Raw genomic sequence first — 18,218 nt, 5'->3', positions numbered from 1 at the left:
CCACACGGGCTTTGAAAACTTGATAGTCGCGCTCGATGATGCTGACCAGCGAAGTAGGCACCTTAAAATAGCTGGAGACCATCGCCACAATGCTGTTTAGCACAGGGTCCGAGCCGCTTTCCAAGTCCGAGGTCAAACGGTCTACGTCGACCAGCCGAGCGCGTTCTTCTTCGGGCGATGAGTTACACGTGGTCATTTCGGCTACTATTGAGTGATAAGTCGGCTGGAAATGCCAAGATTAGGTGTTGATTCTATGCCTTGAGCTTATCACGGCGCCAAATTCCCACAATTATGGTTAGCCATTGCGCTGATAATCAGAAACTATAGGCCCTGGTTGTGAACCGCTTAAAGCTGAAGGAGCGGTTGCCGATAATTATCTGAGGTGGCGAACCATCGCCGTATCGACTGCCGACAATTCGCACCTCAGCTCTCCGACCTGGCCCCGACGGAGCAACATTTGATCAGTATTCTGTCTCGTAGTCTTGAGTTGGTGCGCCGATTTGCACGTAATCAGCCAAGCCCTCCGGTTAGCTACGCCGGCACCGTCGTGGTGATTGCGCTTTGTGCCGCCGTGCGCGTGCAGCTTCCCTTCACAGCACTACCGTACCTGTTTTTCATACCGGGGCTTATGTTCATCGGTTTCTGTTTCGGCGTTGGCCCATCGGTCATAGGCTGCGTGCTAGCAGTGCTCACCGCACACTATTTCTTCATTGGCGAGATTGGCTTTAATGATGGCTTGACCGCCTGGGTTAGTAGCGCAAGTTTCGCATTCGTGACCTTCGGCATGGCGGTTGTTTGCGCCTTATTCCGAAGAACCTTGAGCGCCCTCTCCGATGTCAACGATCGACTGGAGTATGAGGTCGAGCGTCGTACACTGGAGCGAGATGGTATCTGGAATGTATCCCCTGACCTAATCTGCACGCTGTCCGAGAACGGTGACGTCGTGGCGATGAATCCGGCCTGGCAAACCGAAACCGGACTTTCAGATCTAGAACTCAAGGACGGTGCATTTTTCTGCTTCATCTCCCCCTCCCAACTGTCGGATGCCCTACTCACCCTGGGCAGAGGGGATATCGCAGAGCTCGATACCCAAGGCTCTCGCGCCAATGGCAAACCGCTGCACCTGAACTGGCGAATAGCACGTCGAGAGGGGCTGTACTTCGCGGTCGCGCGGGACGTTACTCAATACAAGGAACGTCAAGAAGCGCTGGAGCAAGTGAGCTCGCAGTTGCAGCAGAGCCAGAAAATGGAAGCAGTTGGCCAGCTAACAGGTGGATTAGCCCATGACTTCAATAACCTGCTGACCGTGATCACGGGCAGCTTGGACATGCTCGACCGACGTATCGCCCAGGGCAAGCAAGAGGACTTACCACTATATGTAGGGCTCGCACGAAATGCTTCTGCCCGAGCAGCCTCTCTGACACATCGGCTGCTGGCCTACGCCCGACATCAGCCTCTGGCGAGCTCAGTAGTCAACCTGGCGTTGCTAGCTCAAGAAATGAGGGAGCTCATCAGCAGGAGCCTCACGCCGCGGATCGAACTGGAGCTATTGGCACCAGAAGAAACTTTGCTGTGCTTATGTGACGCCCACCAATTGGAAAACGCGATATTGAACCTGTGCATCAATGCGCGCGACGCTATGCCTCATGGAGGTCGGCTCCAGATCCAAATCAGCAAGGCCCGCGTTGATACCACGGATGGCGCTACAGCGCTGAACGCTGGGCAATACGCACTTTTCCGGATATCTGACACCGGGACGGGGATGCCACAAAGCGTGCTTGAGCGCGCTTTCGACCCATTCTTCACCACCAAACCCTTGGGCTCTGGAACCGGCCTGGGCCTCTCGATGGTCTATGGCTTTGCCCAGCAATCATCGGGCGAAGCCCGGATCGAATCAGTTATGGGGAAAGGCACTACGGTGAGCCTTTTCCTGCCATTGCACCACAGTCAAGCCACAACTGTTGATGTCAGCGTACCCATCAGTATGGAACACGATTTCCAGGCACATAACGCAAGGGTAATCGTGGTCGACGACGAAGATGCTATTCGTGACCTTATTGGCGAGACGCTGGAAGAAGTCGGCTATCAAGTCACCAAGGCTGGAACCGCTGCACAAGCACTGCGGGAGCTGGAAGCAAAAGCAGAGGCAGCGTTACTGATCACTGACATCGGCCTGCCCGGCAGTATGAGTGGCGATGAATTGGCGGTGATCGCGCTCAAAAAATGCCCTACGCTCAAAGTTCTCTTCATTTCCGGCTTCTTGGAAAATGCTGTCCCGGCGATCGCACTTAAAAGCGGCCAGACCGAACTCCTGCTAAAGCCCTTTGCCCTAAAAGAGCTTAAAGCAATTGTGCAGCGTTTAATCTCTCAACGATGAGCAGGCTCGACACCTCAGGCATACGCCGAGCAATTCGCAACCTTCGTGCCTTGCCCCGCGAAGCCAATGACTGCATCTTTCAAAGTTGGCGAACTACCGCTAGCCAATCACGTTGCTCACATTGCGTTCTGCCGAGCGCTACTCCTTGATCGAATAGCACACAGCCGCATCGACGTAGGATTACGACAACCGTGCAGATGCATCCTGTTGGCGCCAGAAAGCGATGGGGTGATGTGTTTCAGGTAGCCCTGTAAGCGAAGGATGGGCTTCTTGCTTGCAGAGTTTGAGCTTCAGTTCGGAAAGCGTCCGCCTTTGGCCACACTGGTGGGAATGAGTTCGCCGAAATTCTGCACGCTAAAAAACCGAGCGTTCGTTATCCTTCACCAATATCACATGGATTGGGCGCTCCGAATCCCCATGTCTAAGCGCATTGCCAATGAGGTTAGTAAAGACCTGCTCCATCCGTCCAGGATCGTACATCCCCGTAACTAAACTCTACAACACTGAGAAATTTTTGATCGAGGGACACTGGGATGATGAGCGAAGGCTCAACATGATCCCAGGTGGCAAGGCTGGTCTCCGATACCTTAGGGAACATTCAATACTCAATGACGGAGTAATTGCTACACCGGATGAGCGAGACGGTGTCGTGGATACGTGGCTAACTGGCCATCAAGGGAAAAGCCTTCCTCCCATAACTATCGCCGACAGGTGGCAGGACTAGACTTGGGCCGCCGCCCAGATATGCAGCCGTTCAGATCGCCTTTCAATACTCCAAATCACGGCCATTCGTGACTTAGCCACCAGCCATTGCCCACAAGAGATTGCTAAGAGAACAGGGGCGAGAGTCGACCAAATCTAAAGAATAATCAGCGGGAATACTTATTCGAGAGTGAAGGGGGTTCCATAGGTTTACTGCCGGGCTCATTAGTGCGGCGGGGCACTGGTTCTGGGAGCGAGCCTTCGAAGAGCGACCTCAATAAGAGCAGGACCGCACTGACTGCCTGCAATGCGGGCGACCGCCACCCAGACGGATGCCATCGGCACTCAGACTTGCGCCGGGCTTTTGACTAACAGGTTCGGTCCTTGGGCGTTAAGTATCTAATACCACCCTAGATCGCACTTTTCGTCGGCCCGTACCGCAAAAGAAGAAGCATTGCAGTTGCACTGGCAAGCCCGCAGGCGAGCATCGCGACATGGAACCCATGCTCCATCGCCGGCACGTAAAGCGCCGAGATTGCAGGTGAGCTGCTCGATTCAACGCCGTGAGAAATCACATGGCGTGCGATGTCTGATGTGATATTTGTCCCTTGGTCATGCGCCATGCTCGCGAGCCTGCAAGCAGCCTCTCTGCTCAAGAGTGCGCCAAGAAAAGCCACACCAATCGTCATGCCCATCTGGCGCAATGCGTTCATTGTGGCCGAAGCCGCACCGGCGTGGTCAATCGGCGCGCCAGCCATGACGGCCATGCTCGTAGACGGGACGGCAAGCCCTGCGCCCAGGCCCAGCACACCGAAGAGTGTGCCAACGATCCAATAGGGGGTATGTGCGGTGAATACAACCATTGCGGACATCGCCAGTGCGGTGAGGCCATAGCCTGCCACCAGAAGCCAGCGCACGGGGATCATCGCACTCAGGCGTCCATACAGGATGGATACGCAGCCGGTGATCACGAACTGCGGCATCATGCGCCAACCGGTTTCAACCGCAGACCAGCCTTGAATCGTCTGTAGATAGATCGAGAAAAAGAACAGGCTGCTGTAATACGAGAAGCCAAGCGCAAAAGACGCGTAGTTCACGATGGCGAATGAGCGGTGGCGAAACAGTGCCAGTGGCAGCAACGGTCGTTTTGCGCGCATTTCCACCACTAGGAACAGAACAAACCCCAGCAGCGAAAGCGGTAGCGCAATCAGTGCTGCGATCCCGTTCAATCCCTGCTCGCCAACCGCTATCAGCCCGTAGGTCAACGTGGCAAGGCAAAAAACGCTGAGTACCTGGCCGGCCAGGTCCAGGGCCGTGTGATCGGGATACTTGCGCTCCCTGATGCCCCAGACGCCTAACCCGATGGCCACCATTCCGAGTGGCAGGTTGATCAGGAAAATACTCTGCCATCCCAGGCTGTGGAGCATCAGGCCGCCCAGCAACGGCCCCAGGATAAGCGCCAATGCGCTGAATGCCGACCAGCCACCGATCACGTGGGCGCGCTCCTTGGGGTCGGGAAACGCATGGCTCAGGATTGGCATCGCGCCCGGGATCAATAGCGCGCCAGCAATCCCTTGCACCGCTCGACCCATGAGCAGCAGATCCAGTGATGCAGCCACGGCACAGAGCGCAGAGCCGACGGTAAACAGCACCACACCCGTCAGCCAGGCCCGCTTGTGCCCGTAGCGATCCGCGATCGGGCCAGATGACAGCATGAAAGCCGACAAGCAGATGGTATAGGCATTGATGACCCATTGCAGGCCCGCAATATCGGTCTGCAGCGCCTGTTGCAGGGTCGGCAGCGCGACATTCACGATGCTGATGTCGAGCGTGGCGAGGAATGTGCCCAGGTAGGCTGCGCCCAGGGCCGCGAGGCGGGGGAAGCTGCGGCTGGAGGCTTGGTGGGGTGAGGTACAGCGCTCAATGCTCATGCCTCATGATATTAATTGACTGACCGTCGGTCAATGGATTGGCCGGTATTTTGGGTGCCTCTGGAGGATCTGTCCTTTAAACTGATTCTATTTGCCGAAATTTGCGAACGAGCCGATGAAAGTTAAAGCCCCCGCCAAAGCGTTGCCGGCCAAGATGGCTGGCCGCCCCAGGACCAAGCCAGCCGAGGTACGTCTTGACGAGTTGATGGCCGCGGCCGAGACGCTGTTCCTTGCACAAGGGGTCGAGGCCACCACGATCAACGAAATCGTCGAGGCCGCACAGGTTGCCAAGGGCACGTTCTACCACTACTTCGCATCCAAGAACGAAATGCTCGATGCGCTTGGCAGGCGCTACACAGAACACTTCATGCTTAGCCTGGAGAAGGCCATGGCGCATTGCGCGCCGGATGACTGGGCTGAACGGCTTCGCGTGTGGATTCACGCCAATGTCGAAACCTACGTGGCAACTTTTCGCACGCACGATATCGTCTACACCAATCACCACCATCACGATCGAGCCAACCAGGCGAAAAACGCCATCCTCGATCAACTGCTGGAGATCATCGACGGAGGCAAGGCGGCCGGTGTATGGGCGCCTGAACAACCCAGGGTCGTGGCATTGCTGATCTACTCAGGTGTGCATGGCGCGACCGATGATATCATCGCCACCCGGGCGAAGGATTGCGCCCCCTTTGCACAATCGGTAGCGGAGGCTTGCCTGCGCATGTTGTCGCCCGCCGTCACCACCCATTGATTTCACCGCGCCCGGTGGCGTGAGTAGCCCGGCTGGGGCGTTTTCAGCCCCAGGTGCTCCCGGAGCGTGGTGCCGCTGTAGTGTTGCCTGAGCAGCTTGCGCCGTTGCAACTCGGGAACCACCTGCTCAACGAACGCGGTAGCACCCCCTGGCAGGTGGGAGAACATGACGTTAAAGCCATCCGCTGCGCCATTGTCCAGCCACAGCTGCATCTGGTCCGCGACCATCGCTGCGGTGCCGACCATCTCCAGGCCTTGGTAGCCGCACACTCGCCGAGCCAGGGCAAGGATGCTCAACTGCTCTTGCCGTGCCAGTTCGACCAGCCTGTCCCGGCCACTCTTGCTGGCGTTGCTCGCAGGCATTTGCGGTAGCGGGCCGTTCCTGTCGTAGTCGGCGATGTTGTGCCCCAAGGCAATCGACAGCGTCGCTAGGCTGCTTTGGTCGTCGACCAGGTCGTCCAGCAGCTGTCTTTTCTCCTGCGCCTGCGCGAGGCTGTCCCCGAGCACCACAAAAACCGCAGGGATGATCTTCAAGTCCGCCGTACGCTTGGCTGCAGCGGCCCTGGATTGCATGTCTGCGTAGAAGCTTTGCGCCGAAGGCAGGTCGGTCTGGTAGGTGAAGACCACTTCTGCCGTTTGAGCGGCGATCGCTCGCCCTGCCTCGGATGCCCCGGCCTGCACGATGACTGGGCGAGCCTGGATGGGCCGGGCAACGTTGAGTGGGCCACGGACGGAGAAGCTGGCGCCTTGATGGTCGAGTACGTGCAACTTCTGCGGGTCGAAGTAGAGACCGCTTTGTGCATCCTGGCAAAAGGCATCTTCATCCCAGCTTTCCCATAGCCCATCCATCACGTCGCAGAATTCCCGTGCCCGCAGGTACCGGTCGGCATGAGCCATGTGTAGGTCCTTGCCGAAATTGGCGGCCTCGTTCGGGTTGCTGGAAGTCACCAGGTTCCAGCCGCATCGCCCCGCGCTGATCAGGTCAAGCGAAGCCAGCCGGCGCGCCAGCATGTACGGCTCGTTGTAGGTGGTGCTGGCCGTTGCTATCAAGCCGATATGCCGGGTTACCGCCGCCAGCGCGGGAAGCAGGGTCAGGGGGTCGAGCGTGGTAACGCTGTGGCTGCGCATCAGTGATTTGACAGGTGCGTCCCGCAGGGCCAGCGAGTCGGGCAGGAACAGGCCGTCGAAGCAACCTTGCTCCAGGGTTTGCGCGAACCCTTTCATGTGCTCAAAGCTCGACTGGAAGCCTGGTTGTGCACCGGGGTAGCGCCAGGCGCCGGCATGCACGCTTGGCATCGCAAGCAGGATGAGTTGGCGTTGCGACTCAGTCATCAGGTAGCCCTCTGTTCAGCGATTGTCGTGTCGAGCGGTCCACCACTAGAAAGGGTTGCCCCTGCGAGCAGCGCTCCAGTCGCGCCTGCACGCCATACACCGTCTTGAGCAGGGCGGGGGTCAATATCTCGAGCGGTGGGCCGCTCGCATACACCTTTGCTTCGTGGATCACCACCACATGGTCGGTAAAGCGCAGCGCATCGTTGATGTCATGGATGGCCATCACCACACACATAGATCGCTCCAGTGCCAGCCGGCGCAGCAGGTCAAGCACCTCGAACTGGTTCTGCAGGTCCAGGGCGCTTGTGGGCTCATCCAGCAACAGCACGCGAGGCTGGCGTATCAGTGCCTGGGCAATGGATACCAGCTGGCGTTGCCCTCCACTGAGCGCCGCTAGTTCTCTGTCTGCCAGCGCATTGATCTCCAGGGTTTGCAGCATGCGGGTGACAGCGTCCATCTCCTGGCTCTCGACCGACCAGCCACTGCCTTGCTTGCTGGCCAGCAGTACCGCTTCGAACACCCTCAGCGAGGAGCCTGCTGAAATGTCCTGTGGCACGTGGGCAGGCCGGTTGCTGTGATGCACAGGCCAGGATTCGACGGCTTTTTCGGCTATTTTCACTGTCCCTCCACCCTGCAGTTCGCCGGCAATTCGGCGCAGCAACGTAGACTTGCCTGCGGCGTTGGACCCCAGCAACGCCGTGACGCTGCCCGTACGCAACGGGCCGAAGTTGACACCCCGCAGCACCTTGCGCGCACCGAACGCGGCCGATACATCGCGAACATTGAGTAAATCAGTCACCGTTGTCGGGTCCGTAGAATCAGCGTGAAAAACAGCGGTACGCCGACCAATGAGGTGACGATACCAATGGGAAGGGTTTGTCCCGCCACCAGAGACTTGCTCAGGACAGAGGCAGCAGACAGCATCAATGCACCGCACAGTGCGCTGGCCGGCAGCAGGAAGCGTTGGTCTTCGCCGACCAGCATGCGCGCGATATGAGGGGCCACCAGGCCAACGAAGCCGATGGTGCCGACGAACGAAACACAGACCGAGGCCAGCAGGCTGGCGAGCAGGATGCCGCGCAGCCGCAGGCGGGCTACGGGAACACCCAGGCTGGTGGCGCGGGCTTCACCCAGGCGCAGGGCGGTCAATGCCCAGGCCTGACGAGCGAACGCCACAGACACGGCCACTAGAACGACACTCATGATGCCCAGCTTGAGCCAATTGCTTCGCGAAAGGCTGCCCATGGTCCAGAACACCACGGCCGACAGCGCCTGATCGGGTGCCACGTACTGCAGGGCTTCCAGCAGCGCGGTGAATGTGAAGACCAGGGTCGTACCCAGCAGCACAATCATCTCGGTGGTGATACCGCGCTTGCGACTCAAATGGTGGATGAACAGCGCGGTGGCCATCGAGACCAGAAACGCATTGACCGGGATCGCGAAGGCAACTGCCGATGCCGGAAGCACGCTGACGCCTAGGATCAACCCAAGCGCCGCGCCGAAACTGGCTGCCGCCGACAGGCCCAGGGTAAAGGGGCTCGCCAGGGGGTTGCCGAGCACGGTCTGCATCTGCACGCCTGCCAGCGATAGGCTGGCGCCGACTACAAGGTCTGTCAGTGCTACCGGTAGCCGGATTTCCCACACAATCACGCGAATCGACAAGGCCGCATCGTTGTCCCACAACGCGTGCAGTATCTGCAGCGCACTGTAGCGTGCCTGGCCTATCGAAAGATCGAGCAGGAAACACATCACCGTCAGTGCAGCGATACCGTACAGCAGGGTCAGGCGCCGCCTGGCCAGGCGGTGATAGATAAGGCGGCCCTCTGCGAGTGACGCGGTCGGTGAGCGGGTCATCGGTTCAGTCATGCACAGGCTCCATCCAGGCTGAGCCAATAGCCAGGCTGATAGGGAACGGGAAGGAAGCGCGCATGCAACTCGCGAAAGGTTGCATCCGGGTCGAGTGAGGCGAACAGCTCGGGGTGCAGCCACTTGGCGACCTGCTGCAATGCGATGAAGTAATAGGGGTTGTCGTAGAACGGGTGCCAGATTGCATGGACCTGCCGGGCCTTGATCGCTCGCAGTGTTCGATAGGCGGGCCGACGCATCAGGCGGCCCAGGCGGGCCTGCCCCTCGGCAGGGTCTGCACCGGGCCCCAGGTTGACCCAGTCGCCGGCGGGCGAGTAAAGGGACCAGTTGGCACCCGTGACAATCACCACGTCGGGGTCCGACGCAATCACTTGTTCGGGGTGCAAGGTGCCAAACGTGCCATGAAGAAAAGAGCTGCCCAGGTTGTCGCCACCAGCGGCTGCCACCAGTTCTCCAAAGTTGCCGTCTCCGTAGGTGAGGCAACAATCTTCGTACAGGCCTGCCGCGCGTTCGATCATCACGCTTGGCCTGGAACGCACCGACTCCAATGGCTGCGTTACCCGTTCGATCTGCTGCTGTCGGAAGGCTAGGAACGCCGCTGCGCGGTCAGGCCGCCCCAGCAGTACCCCGAGTATTTCGATACTGCGAGTGGTGTTGCCGAACATCCGGGTTCGGAAGTCGACAAACACAACGGGAATCCCCACTTGCGCCAGTCGCGCCATCAGGCCAGAGGACTCGGCTGCGGGCTTGGAGCTCAGGTTCATCACGACCACGTCAGGCTCCAGCGAGATTGCCAGCTCGCTGCCGATCGAATCCAGCGTGGTACTGGGAAAGGACGGGATACGGGAAATTTCTGGAAACCTGCGCAGGTACGCCTGATAGCCATCCAGGTCGGCTGCGCGAAAGTTGTCCCCCCAGCCCACGACATTGCTGAAAGGATCGTTCGGGCGCAGCAATGCCACCACGTAGGCCAGGGGCCCATCACCCAGCAAGATACGTCGAACCGGAGTGTCGACGCGCACGCCACGCCCGGCGATGTCCTCGATGACGAGCGAGGATCGACTGGCCGCCGCCGGACCGCAGGTGGCAAATACAACGCCGGCGCTCAGGAGGCCACGCAGCACATTGCGCCGTGAGCTGAGACTGTTGTTCATGGCGCTCACCACCGGTAGTTCAGGGTTGCAGTGACCGTACGATCCTGCCCGATGAAGCAGTACATCTGCGAGCTGCAACTGGCAACGTACTGCTTGTTGGCAAGGTTGCTCACATTGAGCGCGACCGCCGAGCCTTTCCATTCGGAGATCAGATGCCCCAGGTCGTAGTTCAGTGCCACGTCCACCAGCGTGGCGTCAGGCACCTTGAACGTGTTGGAGGGGTCGCCATACGTTTCACCCAAGTAGCGAACCCCGCTGCCCAGTTGAAGACCAGCGAGGGGGCCACTGCCAATCAGGTAGTCCAGCCACACCGCGGCGCTATGCTCAGGTGTCTGCACCAGCTGCTTGCCCTGGTAGCGGCTGTCCTTGATTAGCGCATTGTCGAGGTAGGTGTAGCTGGCGATCAGGTTGGTGTTTTCAGCAATTTCGCTTGTGGCCTGAAGGTCCAGGCCACGAATACGAACCTCTCCAGCCTGGTTGCTGAAGCCAAGGTGGTCGGCATCGCTAGTCTTGACGTTGGTCTGGTTGAGCTGGAAGACCGCGGCACTCATCAACGTCTTCGAGTTTTGCGGGTGGTACTTGATGCCCACTTCGGACTGTTTGGACTCCACGGGAATGAACGTATCACCCTTGTAGTCGGTACCCAGCAGTGGGTCGAAAGAGGTGGAGTAGCTGACATAGGGCGCGATTCCCGCATCGAACTGATAACTCAGCCCTGCGCGGCCGCTCCACTTCTTGTCGTACTGGCGTGTGGTACGCGATGTCGCCGAATAGCTGTTGGTCTGGTCATCGGTTTTCGACCAGTCATGTCGCGCGCTGAGCGTCAGGCGCCAGTGGTCGTAGGCAATCTGATCCTGAAGGTAGACGCCTTCTCGGGTGAGGGCTTGCTTGACGCGCCATGGCGCTGCCCGGCTTGCTGTGAAGTCGGGGGTGATAGTGGGGCGATAGTTGGAACCATAAGGGTCGAACAGGACAGGACCAACGCTGTACAGGTCATTCTTTACAGTCCCTTTCGAATAGTCGATCCCGGCCAGGACGGTATGCGTCGTGGGGCCAAGTTCAATGTCGCCGCGCAGGTTGTTGTCCAGGGACAAGGTGTTCACTTTTGCTGATGTCTGCTCGTAGGTGCCCTTAAGCTGCGGCCTGCCATCAACTGCCTGATACCCGTAGACAATGCCTCGCTGCAGGTCCGAGTCGATGTACATGTAGCGGGCATTGCTGGTGAAGGTCCAGCCATTGGCAAGCTCATGTTCAAACAGCGAGCTCAGCGAATTCTGCCGGCGTGAAGACCCTTCGAAATTCATGTCGGTGAAGTTTCTGTGCCGCTTGATTTGCGGATAAGGGCTGTTGTTCAACCCCAGTACCGCTGCCGGAAGGCTGTTGTAGTTGGGCAGGTCCGGCTCGCGAGAATGGGTCGCCATCAAGGTCCATGACGTGTGCTCGTCTGGCAACCAGGTCAACGAGGGCGCCAGGTACAGGCGCTCGTGTTGCACGTCTTCAACTTGGCCGTTGCTGTCCAGCCCGCTTGCGGTAAAACGGTATAGCAGGGTCTGGTCTTCGTTCATCGGCCCTGTGGTGTCGAAGCCAATATGTTTGCGCTCGAAGCTGCCGTATTGAATGTTCAGTTCATGGGACACCTCGGCTTGAGGTTTTCGGCTGACCTGGTTGACGATCCCACCGCCTGTGCCTTGGCCATAGACCGACGCGGAGGGGCCGCGTAGCACTTCGACACGCTCCAGGGTGTAGGGATCGATTTGCGGCAACCAGCTGCCAGCATTGCTGATGATTCTCAGCCCATCCAGGTAATAGTCCGCATCGACCCCGCGAATTCGCGTCAGATCTATGTAGTCCCCAAAACCGCCAAATTTCTCACTCGTAGCGCCTGCGGTGTAACGCAATGCCGCACTGGTGCTGGTCGGCCGTTGCAGGTCCATCTGCTGGCGGGTCACCACCGAGATTGATTGCGGCGTCTCCAGGATAGACGTGTCGGTTTTTGTGCCGACACGCGACACCTCGGCGACATAACCGAGAACCGCTCCATTGTGCTCCGTTACCAGGCTATCCCCTATGACGTTGAGTGCCGGTAGGGTGTAGACACCCTCGAATTCGCTCGAGACCGCCGCATCTCCTTGCTGTGCACCCGGCTGCGCTTGCTCCGCATGGGCACCGCTCGTGCTGATCGCCATAGCAGTCGTCGCGATGAGGGTGTAACGCTGAACAGTAGTGCGTAGCTTGCACTGTGATGCGGATGAGTTTGAAGCCAGATGGACGGAGCAGTTCATTGCAGCCTTCGGGTCGGGAGGAAATGAGGGCGCAACTATAGTTATCGACTGACCGTCGGTCAATATGAATGATTGCTATTCAGTTATCAGGTGTTGGTCGTTTGGATTTTCAATCTGTGAGGTAGAAGGGCCCTTACGGGCTTTTGAAAACCGGCGTGATCATGGGCCGACGGTTGTCCTGCAAGCGATGCCTGTAGCCAGCCGCTGCGACATCAATCCAACAAGTGCGCAGACTGCTCCAACGGCAATGAGCGCTCTGCATCTTTGAACCGAGGTGATCTGGTAGCGTTCAAAGGCGGCAGCGAACCGCCGCAGGTGATTTTTCGAGAAGGAGATTGTTGAGTCTTAGGCTGGAGGCATCGTTTTCAAACTATCCAAGGTTGGCAAGTACTCGCGATACAGACCGTCGTAGGGATCCAATAGCTGCTATGGAAATTTAAGCATTGACGATTTTAAGAAAAGGGTTGTCGGCAGGCATCATTTCGAACAGCAGTTCCGGCTTTTCTAGCAAATAACCTTTGATTTTCGCTTTCTTCCGAGGACCTTCGACCTGACAAATCCAGATGTTCAAGCCATCGTCCCGTTTCCTGTGGATCTTCAGTTTCTCGAACTGCTTCTGCACCCAGCGCCACTCTTCAGTTTCTTGATTGGCACCCTGTGAGATACCAGGAAACTCCTGAACGTAGCGTTGGAAGAGACCAGGTGTTACCAGAAACACCGAACCGCGCACCGTGTGTACCTTGGCCTTGCTGTCGTTGATGATCAACTTGTGGCTCTGGATGCCTTCCTTGACCCAATTCACAAAAACCTGACCAGGGTTACTCGAAAAGGGGGTTGGGATTTCGAGAATGCTTTCTGACAGTTCTTCACGAACCTCAGGTTCTGCCGAGTCGAACATATCCAGTAACGTTCCGAGATAGTCGGCATCTTCCATAGCTATGGGATCTGGCTGCAATGGGCTTTGAGTTGATCTTGTACTGACTGCCTTCGGCGGTGGTGATACCGAAGCGTCAGTCGGGTGGTCACCGGCAGCCACGCTGACCGTTCCGCTGAACGCCTCAGGCCGGTCTTCGTTCCCCCAGATTAACGCCGGTTGAAGGCGCAGAAAGGTGAAGCTCTGCTGCCAGTTACCCTGCGCAACGAGCGCGTTCCAGATGGCTTTGCCTTCCGGGGTCGACTCGACTAGCCCATGCGATTGCAGCTCGTCGAACACCGCGATGTTGGAGGAGGGAATGCCCTCAATCGCTTGCGACATTAGATAGGCTCGCAGCTTGTCCGTGACCGTCTTGCTGACCAGCCAGAGTGCGTCCTGGGTCAGCCATCCCGCGGCACCCGGCTGGTTGAGTTTCAGCTCGTGTTGAACCAGGTGACGTAGCCCTGTGATCAAGTGATGTTGCAGCGAATGAATCGGCGCTTGCAGCGCCTTGCTCGGGTTACCACCGATGTTCTGTGCGGTGGAAACACGGTCGGCCTGCATCACCAACTCACCGAGCACGCCGGCACGTTCGTACTGACCCGCCAGCACATACAGCAGGCTTGCCCACAGTGACGGAAATCCACTGAGCCAATCCAAGATAGGACGGTCGAGAATTTGGGTGTAGAGCAAGCCAGCGGCGGCGCCGTGCAGGTGATAGTCGCGGCCTTTGAGGTAGCGAAAACGGTAGGGCTGATCCAGTGGCCCCTGCCAAGGATGCCAAAGACGGCCATCCTGACGTTCGACCTGCAGGTCCACGGCGATCTTGCCGATGTCATGCAGCAGGGCGCCATAGGCGATGCCAGCCGACCAGGCATCGGTCTGTGCGGCTTGCTCTTCGGGCGCGGCGCCGGTGGGCAGTAGATACGACTGACGCAGTTTCAAACTGCAAGCGACCAGCTCCAGGCCATGGTCGAGCATGCCACCGAGATACGCATGGTGGTGCGTCTCGCTGGCCGGGAGTTGCTGGACCTGTTCGGCGTAGCGATGGATCGGATTTAAGTAGAGCTGGGTGAATTGGACGTGGGAGAGGGCGGTGTATTGCCAGATGCGATCGAGCAACTGACGGCGGTGCTCCACTGCTAAGAGGGTATGGGCTGACTCGACGGACAGGTAACCTGCGGCGACGTTGACGGTCGGTGGCGGAGAAGGCTTCTGCCTTTTGCGGCGAAACAGACTGAGCATCAGGACCTCCGGGAAATGGTTGGGTCAGTGGCCTTTTAGCCTTTTCGGATAGGGCTCTTACCCTTGACTCCCCATTCCCCTTCCAACCCTTACCCATCCTTTTGGTGCGTGTCCTTTTGTGCGGCAATCGGAATATTGATACGGCTAGACATCGTTTTGTTGGAGGGCTGGTACGGAAAAGACAAGAGTCGGTACACTGCCGTGCGAATTTTCTCGGGGCTTACCATGAATCTGACAGACGCCACGCTGGTTTTGCTGCTTGCGGCACGTATCCATGGGACAGACGAAGCCGTCAGGGCCTCGGCGAAGAGCGTGGTCAAGAAGTTGCCGCGCAGTAAGCGCGATCTGATCTACAAGGTGATCGACAGCCGGAGTCCCCTCGAGCTGCTGGATTTTCTGGCGCAGAACCTGGATACGGAATGACAGGCCGCAGGTGTATGCCCTCTCTGATTCTTTGCCTCAGAGCCATCGCTGGATGGGGCTTTTTCTGGGCTCAAAAAAAAGGGCTCAACTCGCGTTGGACCCTGTGAAGCGTTTGCAGCGGTGAGGTAACGATTAAGCTCCATCGTTCATGCAAGGCGAGTCATCCAAGACCGCTTGCTTCAGTTGCTGCTCCAGGTTGAGGACATATTCCGAGGCGCTACGGGCTTGGCCACTGGCGCGGAAGATCGCGCGTTTGTCAGCCTTGAGCAGGCCGAGCCAGGAATCGATGTAGCCCTCGTGCCGAAGCTCTCCCTGTATGCCGGTGTAGGCACATAAAAACGCAGCGCCCATTTCGGCGATCAACTCTTCAAACGCGTAGCCTGGCGAGCCGAACGGACAGGTTGACGTCAAGCCTTCGCGCTGCAACCGAGCGTGATGCCCGGTCCAATGCGTCAGCTCATGCAGTGCCGTGGCGTAGTACCCACCTTCGTCGTGAAATTGTGCTTTTGTCGGCAGTTGGATGAGATCCCTGATCGGGTGGTAAAAGGCTTCGTCGGCAGGCCGATGAACGATGCGTGCACCTGAACTTAACAGCAGATTTTCCGCGGCGCTGTTGGGCTTGAAGGGATCACTTTGTTCCGTCTCGAGCAAGGTGTCATTGAGCATTTCGAGCCCCTCCGTTTGCTCGATGTTGAACAGAAAATGTGTCCTGAGAATGCCAAAGTGAGCGACCTTGGGTTGACCGTTTTCATCGAGGACCGGTTGGCCTGACTCGGTCTGTTCCTCGCGCTCCATCGGCTTGTAGAGCACCGCCAGGGTGCTGTGCTCACCCTTACGGATGTGTCCACCGGCCTTTCTGGCTTGGTTGAAGGTCAGCCAACGATCTTGAGTGAACCCCTGCAACCTAGCCTCGGCCCAGAGCAGCGGTAAATTGATGCCCGAATACGGACGTCGCGTGACGGCATTGATGGGGAAGGGTTGATGACAACTGACGTCAGCTGAGCCACTTGAGGACCAGGGTTTGATCCAGGGGGTAACGCCTTGGTCCAAAGCTTTAACGATCTTGTCTGTCACGTCTTGGTAGATATCGCGCATGGCAATTTCCTCGAGAGAAAACGGAGGAACGCCATACCCGTCGGGGAGGGTTCCCCGGTTGGGTGATGGGCTGGATTGATGCAGGTCTTGCATGCCGTCCGAATGTGGAGGTGGGCGCCGCCAATTGCGCTTAGCGCTGGTGTTCTCCTGCAAGCGCTATCAGTAAGGCGCCAGGCTGACCCGGTTCTTGGAGTAGGCTGAGACTCAATTGCAGCAACGGGTCGTGGTCGAAGTGATCGGTTGGTTGAATGTGGACTACCTCGAACAGCACATAGGACTTTTGTGGATAGGCCAGGTGGGCTTCGAAGGCTGCGCGCAATACATGGCTCAACCGATCGACCTGCAGCTTCCCAGAGTGATCGGAACGCTCGAGCTGTACTGCGCGTTGCCACGCGCCAGGGGTGAACACGATGGGCAACCGCAGGGTGTTCAGTGTTTCCGGTGTCAGTGAGTCGGGCATGGTATGTCTCCGTTGAAAGCGCGAAGAAACCTGCCCCGTGCGGGAGAGAATTTCCCCGAGGTAGGTTGAAGAAAAACGAGAAGGTTTGCCTGGTGAGCGGAGCTCGGAAGACGCTCAGAAGAGCAGTAGGCGTTCATCACCGTAGAAACGGTGACCGTGCGAGCTACCGAACGCTAATCGCACTTGGGGAAGAACCATCACCGAAGTGACGTAGCCTTTAAGGTTCTGGCTACCTTGGCGGGGTGCTGTCGATAACAGCGATCCGTACCTTGTATTTAGCCGGACGATTTATCTGGGTCAATTACTGTCGAGACGCGGTTTTACAGGGCCTGTCTTCTGGCTTCCAACGAAGATTTTTCGGCCGGGCAAACTGATAAGCGGTCAGGCACGGGCCGTTTTCAGCAATAGGCTGTTATTCCTACCTCAACAATGAAAACGCTCAAATCAGGGCGGAGGCCATGCCGCTGCCTTACGCACCTGACGCTTGCGCGCCGAGACGATCATTTGGGCCGGTACGGTGTTCAATGTCGACCGTGCAGCGGGTACGGCTTGCAGCAGCGAGCGATGTGCCAGGCCAGGGGGTTAGTAGGGCCGTTGAACGCCTCAACATCATCACCCGCAGCGGCACACGCATGGATGCTCCGTGGCACTATGCGTCCACCACCGACGGCGGCAAGCCAGCCTATGGCATTGATGAACTGGCGTTGGACTGGTGCCTGCGTTCGGGCGTGAAGCTGGATGTTCGGGACCTTATTCGGGTAGTCGCTATTTTTGAAGAAGATTGAGGCGGTGGAGCATTTCAACAGTTGAATTGGTGTTGAGAGTGGTTATCATTACGGCTCGATATTCAGCCCCTGGAATGCCTTCATGACCACTGCTCAGTACGCCGATCCGTATGCCTTGTCCGCCGAGTTCTATGACGTTTTGTGCGAGCAGCAGTGGCTGCAGCGCCGTGGGCCGATCGCCCAGGCGCTGCGGGCCGTTGATCCTCAGGGCGTGATCCTGGATGTGGGCGCCGGTACTGGGCCCTGCGTGCAGGTGATCGCCGATGCCCTGCCCGGCGCACGAATCCTCGCGGTGGAGCCCTCGGCCGCGATGCGTGCGGCGCTGGTGGGGAGGATCATGCGCAATGCGGATTTGCGCCAGCGAGTCACGGTGCTGGCTGGCTCCCTCGACCAAGTCAGCCTGCCGCCACGCCTGGCGGCGGCGGTGATCTGTGGCACCATCGGCTACCTGGACGGCGCCCAGCGTCGCCAGCTCTGGCAACAGCTGGCCGAGCGCCTGGATGAGCGCGGTATCGTCATCGTCGATGTGATGATGCTCAAGGCCCCGCAAACCGTGCCGTTGATGCAAGTGGCCAATACCCGCATCGGTGATCATGACTACCGCGTGGCCCTGCAGGGCGAGCCGGCTGGCGGCGATCTTATGCACTGGACCCTCGACTACCAGGTCCTGGCTGGCGAGCAAGTGATTCGCCGCTTCCAGGCTGACCATCACTGGCACACCTTTGGCCTTGAACAGGTCGCGGAGGAAGCCGGGCTGGCCGGTTTTGTCCTTGAGCCCCTGGGCGATGCTCTGATCCCCGCAGCCGTATTGCGCAAGCGCAGTTAATCCCGATTCGGGGGGCCGTTTCGGCTTACGGGCGGCGCCTTTTCGGTGGATCCCTTTAGATGGTGTTTTGCGGC

14 protein-coding genes and 1 pseudogene are annotated in these 18,218 nt (G+C 58.3%); 5 read left to right on the top strand and 10 right to left on the bottom strand.

The window, feature by feature from the left end:
* The coding region (locus tag WBR57_RS25850) for a hypothetical protein (protein WP_424087797.1) at window positions 1–196 on the bottom strand (196 nt) is incomplete at its 3' end.
* Window positions 197–457: 261 nt separating this feature from the next.
* On the opposite strand from WBR57_RS25850, the gene WBR57_RS25845 reads away from it, so the two are divergent.
* A complete protein-coding gene (locus tag WBR57_RS25845; RefSeq protein ID WP_154950139.1) occupies window positions 458–2,377 on the top strand; it encodes an ATP-binding protein in 1,920 nt (639 codons plus the stop codon).
* Window positions 2,378–3,489: 1,112 nt separating this feature from the next.
* Here WBR57_RS25845 and WBR57_RS25840 read toward each other — a convergent pair.
* Complete coding sequence (locus tag WBR57_RS25840; protein WP_122540324.1) at window positions 3,490–5,010, bottom strand: MFS transporter; 1,521 nt, start codon at window positions 5,008–5,010, stop codon at window positions 3,490–3,492.
* A gap of 115 nt (window positions 5,011–5,125) precedes the next feature.
* Between WBR57_RS25840 and WBR57_RS25835 the strand changes: the two genes are divergently transcribed.
* Window positions 5,126–5,764, top strand: coding sequence for a TetR/AcrR family transcriptional regulator (locus WBR57_RS25835; RefSeq protein WP_122540328.1), 639 nt, complete (start codon window positions 5,126–5,128; stop codon window positions 5,762–5,764).
* A gap of 2 nt (window positions 5,765–5,766) precedes the next feature.
* Here WBR57_RS25835 and WBR57_RS25830 read toward each other — a convergent pair whose 3' ends face one another.
* The 6 genes from WBR57_RS25830 to mobH all read right to left on the bottom strand — a co-directional run bounded on the left by WBR57_RS25830 (window position 5,767) and on the right by mobH (window position 14,555).
* Complete coding sequence (locus tag WBR57_RS25830; protein ID WP_122540323.1) at window positions 5,767–7,095, bottom strand: LLM class flavin-dependent oxidoreductase; 1,329 nt, start codon at window positions 7,093–7,095, stop codon at window positions 5,767–5,769.
* A complete protein-coding gene (locus tag WBR57_RS25825; protein WP_122540322.1) occupies window positions 7,088–7,894 on the bottom strand; it encodes an ABC transporter ATP-binding protein in 807 nt (268 codons plus the stop codon). Before WBR57_RS25825 ends, WBR57_RS25830 begins: the two co-directional genes overlap by 8 nt.
* Window positions 7,891–8,961, bottom strand: a complete 1,071-nt coding sequence (locus WBR57_RS25820; protein WP_424087793.1) for a FecCD family ABC transporter permease — start codon at window positions 8,959–8,961, stop codon at window positions 7,891–7,893. The genes WBR57_RS25825 and WBR57_RS25820 overlap by 4 nt, the downstream gene beginning before the upstream one ends.
* Entirely contained in the window at window positions 8,958–10,115 is a 1,158-nt protein-coding gene (locus tag WBR57_RS25815; RefSeq protein ID WP_122539922.1) for an ABC transporter substrate-binding protein, read from the bottom strand. The genes WBR57_RS25820 and WBR57_RS25815 overlap by 4 nt, the downstream gene beginning before the upstream one ends.
* Window positions 10,116–10,120: 5 nt before the next feature.
* The gene (locus WBR57_RS25810; RefSeq protein ID WP_122539920.1) at window positions 10,121–12,301 is read right to left on the bottom strand and encodes a TonB-dependent siderophore receptor; all 2,181 of its coding nucleotides are present in this window, start codon (window positions 12,299–12,301) and stop codon (window positions 10,121–10,123) included.
* Window positions 12,302–12,833: 532 nt separating this feature from the next.
* Window positions 12,834–14,555, bottom strand: coding sequence for a MobH family relaxase (gene mobH / locus WBR57_RS25805; protein ID WP_122539919.1), 1,722 nt, complete (start codon window positions 14,553–14,555; stop codon window positions 12,834–12,836).
* Window positions 14,556–14,780: 225 nt separating this feature from the next.
* Between mobH and WBR57_RS25800 the strand changes: the two genes are divergently transcribed.
* Complete coding sequence (locus WBR57_RS25800; RefSeq protein ID WP_122539921.1) at window positions 14,781–14,978, top strand: hypothetical protein; 198 nt, start codon at window positions 14,781–14,783, stop codon at window positions 14,976–14,978.
* Between the two features lie 132 nt (window positions 14,979–15,110).
* Here WBR57_RS25800 and WBR57_RS25795 read toward each other — a convergent pair whose 3' ends face one another.
* Window positions 15,111–16,073 (bottom strand): ArdC family protein, encoded by a 963-nt coding sequence (locus WBR57_RS25795; RefSeq protein ID WP_122539918.1) that lies wholly within the window; start codon window positions 16,071–16,073, stop codon window positions 15,111–15,113.
* Window positions 16,074–16,203: 130 nt separating this feature from the next.
* Window positions 16,204–16,533 carry a hypothetical protein gene (locus tag WBR57_RS25790; RefSeq protein WP_122539917.1) on the bottom strand — a complete coding sequence of 110 codons (330 nt, stop codon included), beginning with the start codon at window positions 16,531–16,533 and terminating at the stop codon, window positions 16,204–16,206.
* A 563-nt stretch (window positions 16,534–17,096) separates the two neighbouring features.
* Here WBR57_RS25790 and WBR57_RS25785 point away from each other — a divergent pair.
* Both WBR57_RS25785 and WBR57_RS25780 read left to right on the top strand, forming a co-directional pair.
* Window positions 17,097–17,285 (top strand): annotated as a pseudogene (locus WBR57_RS25785) (cyclase family protein); the annotation flags it as partial.
* Between the two features lie 115 nt (window positions 17,286–17,400).
* Window positions 17,401–18,144, top strand: a complete 744-nt coding sequence (locus tag WBR57_RS25780) for a class I SAM-dependent methyltransferase (RefSeq protein WP_122539915.1) — start codon at window positions 17,401–17,403, stop codon at window positions 18,142–18,144.
* Window positions 18,145–18,218 lie beyond the last annotated feature (74 nt).

The organism is Pseudomonas sp. (assembly GCF_049590575.1).
Taxonomy (GTDB): domain Bacteria; phylum Pseudomonadota; class Gammaproteobacteria; order Pseudomonadales; family Pseudomonadaceae; genus Aquipseudomonas.
This window is presented reverse-complemented; position numbering and strand designations above follow the sequence as displayed.

Bases quoted from the DNA above. Each gene is read 5' to 3' on its own strand.
- WBR57_RS25840 (WP_122540324.1), bottom strand. From the start codon at position 5,010: ATGAGCATTGAGCGCTGTACCTCACCCCACCAAGCCTCCAGCCGCAGC.
- WBR57_RS25835 (WP_122540328.1), top strand. From the start codon at position 5,126: ATGAAAGTTAAAGCCCCCGCCAAAGCGTTGCCGGCCAAGATGGCTGGC.
- WBR57_RS25830 (WP_122540323.1), bottom strand. From the start codon at position 7,095: ATGACTGAGTCGCAACGCCAACTCATCCTGCTTGCGATGCCAAGCGTG.
- WBR57_RS25820 (WP_424087793.1), bottom strand. From the start codon at position 8,961: ATGACTGAACCGATGACCCGCTCACCGACCGCGTCACTCGCAGAGGGC.
- WBR57_RS25815 (WP_122539922.1), bottom strand. From the start codon at position 10,115: ATGAACAACAGTCTCAGCTCACGGCGCAATGTGCTGCGTGGCCTCCTG.
- WBR57_RS25810 (WP_122539920.1), bottom strand. From the start codon at position 12,301: ATGGCGATCAGCACGAGCGGTGCCCATGCGGAGCAAGCGCAGCCGGGT.
- mobH (WP_122539919.1), bottom strand. From the start codon at position 14,555: ATGCTCAGTCTGTTTCGCCGCAAAAGGCAGAAGCCTTCTCCGCCACCG.
- WBR57_RS25800 (WP_122539921.1), top strand. From the start codon at position 14,781: ATGAATCTGACAGACGCCACGCTGGTTTTGCTGCTTGCGGCACGTATC.
- WBR57_RS25795 (WP_122539918.1), bottom strand. From the start codon at position 16,073: ATGCGCGATATCTACCAAGACGTGACAGACAAGATCGTTAAAGCTTTG.
- WBR57_RS25790 (WP_122539917.1), bottom strand. From the start codon at position 16,533: ATGCCCGACTCACTGACACCGGAAACACTGAACACCCTGCGGTTGCCC.
- WBR57_RS25780 (WP_122539915.1), top strand. From the start codon at position 17,401: ATGACCACTGCTCAGTACGCCGATCCGTATGCCTTGTCCGCCGAGTTC.